The sequence below is a fragment of the Mesorhizobium sp. M7A.F.Ca.CA.002.09.1.1 genome (assembly GCF_003998555.1).
GTDB classification, from domain to species: domain Bacteria; phylum Pseudomonadota; class Alphaproteobacteria; order Rhizobiales; family Rhizobiaceae; genus Mesorhizobium; species Mesorhizobium ciceri.
This window is the reverse complement of the sequence record NZ_RZRR01000745.1, coordinates 1-2,850: the sequence shown is the minus strand read 5'-3', so window position 1 is coordinate 2,850 and position 2,850 is coordinate 1. Positions and strand designations below refer to the sequence as shown.

The window sequence follows — 2,850 nt, the reverse complement described above, 5'->3', positions numbered from 1 at the left end:
ATTGACCGTCCATGCGCTGGCGCGCAGCCGTGGCGCGCTACAGGTCCTGCAGGAGAGGCTCGGGCCACGCGTGAAACCGCTTGTCGCCGATGTGCGCGACAACGAGGCGATCGCTTCTGCGCTCGGTGCGGCGGAAATCGATGTCCTGGTCAACAATGCCGGCGGTTTGGCGACCGTGCGCCCCCTGCACGAACAGAGCGCGGAGGAAACAGCCGAGGTGGTGGCGCTGAACCTCACCGCACCCTTGCAGCTCATCCGCATGTTGCTGCCGGGCATGATCGCGCGCAAGCGTGGCCACATCTTCAACCTGACCAGCACGGCAGCCAGCGGCGTTTTTCCCGGCACGACGACCTACGGTGCGGCCAAGGCCGGCCTTTCCCAGGCCGGTCGCATCCTGCGCTATGATCTCGCGGGCACCGGCGTGCGGCTGACCGAGATCGCCCCGGGCCGTGTGGAAACGGATTTCTATCTGAAGGCCTTCGACGGCGACCGCGAGGGCTTGCGCAAGCGCATGTACTCGCAACAGCGGCCGCTCGGCCCGGCCGACATTGCCGCCGTGCTTGCTACCGCGCTGCGGATGCCGGATCATGTCGACATCAGCGAACTGACCGTCGCGCCGAGCGAACAGGCGCCCGGCGGCCATACCTATCCGCCCGCGCCGCAACGATGAGCATGCGTGGCGTCAGCGACGCCGCGCCTCAGTCCGGCTCGGTCAATTTGTCGAGCACGGCCGTGCAGGCCTCCTCCCAGGCCGCAGGCACTCCGCGCGCCGAAAGCACCTGCAGACCCCGCTCGGTGATGCCGCCCGGTGTCACCAGCTCCTCGAGCATCTGATGCATCGGCTGGTCTTTCTCCTCAATCAGCCGCCCGGCGGCCACGAACGTCATCGCCGTCAGCCGGCGGCCAATTGCCGGATCGAGACCTCGCGCGCTCGACCATTCAGTCGTCCTGCGGATCAGATCCTGCACCCAGCCATAGATGGCGGCATTGACCGTCGCCAACTCGAAGTCCGTTTCGCTGGCCAGAGCGATCGAGGGGCCAAGCCAGTCGAGGACCGCCCGCGCCTGCTCAAGGTCGGGGAAATAGATCGTCGGACTGGCACAGATTTCGGAAGCCGTGAACGGCATGGCGCGCACCGCGCGCGCAGGCGCGACAGCAAACCGCGATAGCGCTACGCCGGCGCAAACCGAAACCATTGTTTGGTCCGTGCGCCACGGCAGGCCAGCGACCGCATCCGGCGCATGCACGGGCCGCACCGCAACAATGACGACATCGGACTGTTCGACGAGATCGCGATTGTCGATTGCCAGCCGAAAACCGTGCCGGGCGGAGAGCGCCGCCGCCTTGCCCCGCGGCGACAGCACGATCGCCGCGGGATCAAGCCCGGAACGCAAGAACCCAGCCAGCATGGACGTCGCCAGATGCCCGACCCCAAGAATGCCTACAATCATTGTTGTCCCCCGGATTTGAACCTGCTGCTTGCCATTCACACGAAGTTGGGAAAGAAAGGCGGCTCTACAAAGTGTCGACACAGCCTGCATACAAATCAGATGAGAACCGACGTGACCGAACGAGCCGAGACCAGTGCCGATAGCGACCCGTCCCTTGCCGCTGAAGCGGAGACGCGCCGCGCTGCCGATAGCAGCGAACGCGCCTACAACACCATCCGCAAGCTCCTGGTCGAATTCAAGCTGAAGCCCGGAGAGCGCATCAACGAGGTCCAGCTTTCGCGCGGCCTTGGCCTTTCGCGCACACCGATCCGCGAGGCGCTGAACCGGCTCGCCTCCGAGGGTTTCGTTTCGCTCACGCCCAATCGAGGCTTTTTCGTCAGAAGCCTCAGCACCGAGGGCCTGCTCGATCTCTACGAGTTCCGCTCGATCATCGAGTGCGCTGCTTTCAAGCTGATGTGCGAGCGCGCCGACGACAGCGAAATCGACCGGCTGCGGAGCTACTGGGAAGCGATCGTCGACGCCTACCCGGACCAGCCGCCGGATGTCATCCTGGCCGAGGACGAAGGCTTCCATCTGCTCATCGCCGAACTCTCCGGAAATCCGGAACTTGTCGGCCAGCTCAGCTCCATCAATGCACGCATCCGCTTCATCCGCCGCATCCAGATCGAACATCCTTCGCATGACAAGGCGCAGATCACCTCCCATTCGGCCATCGTCGAGGCTGCCGTCAAGCGCGATGCCGAGAACGGCGCGAAACTGTTGCGCGAACATATCGAAATGACCGTCTCCGCCACGCAGCAAGCGCTCAAGGACGCCTTGCTCAAGGTTTTCGCGCCCGACAATGGCGCCGAGCTGAAGCGTCGCCGAAGGGCTCGCGACGCATAATCGATATCTGAGCACAAAATTGAACGCAATAGTGTCGACACTTTCTTGACGACGATCCCTTTGTCTGCTTCGATGGGCTTACACGGGGAAGAAGACCGCAACGGCCTCCCCTGTCGTAGTCAGCAGCTAAGGGGAACCATGATGAAAAAATCTATCGCCACACTTCTTCTCGGCGCCTCGCTTTTTGCAGCGCCGGCCATGGCCGAGCAGATTACCGTCGGAATGTCCGCGCCGCTCTCGGGCGCGCAGGCCTATTTCGGCAGCACCTGGCACAATGGCTTCAAGCTCTACGTCGACAGGCTGAACGCCGATGGCGGCGTCAATGGCGTCACCATTGCCTATGACCAGCAGGACGACAAGGCCGACCCGCGCGAGGGAACGCTCGTCGCCCAGAAATTCTGCGACAATGACAAGGTCGTGCTTGGCCTGGTGAACTTCAATTCCGGCGTCGCCCAGTCGACGCTGCCAATCTATGAAGACTGCACGCTGCCGACCATGACCTTCGGCTCCAATC

The 2,850-nt window shown here is 63.4% G+C and carries 4 protein-coding genes; 3 read left to right on the top strand and 1 reads right to left on the bottom strand.

Annotation, left to right across the window (positions count from 1 at the left end; all coding sequences use genetic code 11):
• Window positions 1-670 (top strand): SDR family oxidoreductase (locus EN994_RS25535; RefSeq protein ID WP_164746183.1); only part of this gene is annotated, 670 nt, incomplete at its 5' end.
• 28 nt (window positions 671-698) lie between these two features.
• On the opposite strand, the gene EN994_RS25530 is transcribed toward EN994_RS25535, so the two are convergent.
• Entirely contained in the window at window positions 699-1,451 is a 753-nt protein-coding gene (locus EN994_RS25530) for an NAD(P)-binding domain-containing protein (RefSeq protein ID WP_063168745.1), read from the bottom strand.
• Between the two features lie 111 nt (window positions 1,452-1,562).
• On the opposite strand from EN994_RS25530, the gene EN994_RS25525 reads away from it, so the two are divergent.
• Both EN994_RS25525 and EN994_RS25520 read left to right on the top strand, forming a co-directional pair.
• The gene (locus tag EN994_RS25525; RefSeq protein WP_063168746.1) at window positions 1,563-2,336 is read left to right on the top strand and encodes a GntR family transcriptional regulator; all 774 of its coding nucleotides are present in this window, start codon (window positions 1,563-1,565) and stop codon (window positions 2,334-2,336) included.
• A 138-nt stretch (window positions 2,337-2,474) separates the two neighbouring features.
• Window positions 2,475-2,850, top strand: a 376-nt coding sequence (locus EN994_RS25520; protein WP_206530496.1) for an ABC transporter substrate-binding protein, incomplete at its 3' end; no start/stop codon positions are given.

What these genes read in the sequence shown, in the direction of transcription:
- EN994_RS25530 (WP_063168745.1), bottom strand. Translation starts at nt 1,451, where the DNA reads ATGATTGTAGGCATTCTTGGGGTCGGGCATCTGGCGACGTCCATGCTG.